The following is a 281-nucleotide window of genomic DNA, read 5'->3' as shown; positions in this document are numbered from 1 at the left end:
TCCGAAGTAAGGAATACCGCATGTCCCGCCGTCGTCGCGCAGAGAAGCGTGAAGTCCTCCCGGATCCCAAGTTCGGGGATCTCGTCGTCACCAAGTTCATGAACTACGTGATGTACGAAGGTAAGAAGGCCGTCGCCGAAAACATCATCTACGGCGCCTTCGACATCCTGGAAAACAAGCGCAAGGACCAAGGCCCGCTGGAAACCTTCCACGCCGCCCTGGACAACGTCGCTCCGGCCGTCGAAGTCCGCTCCCGCCGGGTCGGCGGCGCGACCTACCAG

General features: G+C 61.2%; 1 protein-coding gene. It reads left to right on the top strand.

Annotated elements, in window-relative coordinates:
* Positions 1-281, top strand: a 281-nt coding sequence (locus D1614_RS28405) for a small ribosomal subunit protein uS7 (RefSeq protein WP_497006679.1), incomplete at both ends; no start/stop codon positions are given.

This window comes from Maribellus luteus (assembly GCF_003576475.1).
Taxonomy (GTDB): domain Bacteria; phylum Bacteroidota; class Bacteroidia; order Bacteroidales; family Prolixibacteraceae; genus Draconibacterium; species Draconibacterium luteum.
The sequence above is the reverse complement of the archived record's forward strand: the minus strand, read 5'-3'. Positions and strand labels throughout refer to the sequence as shown.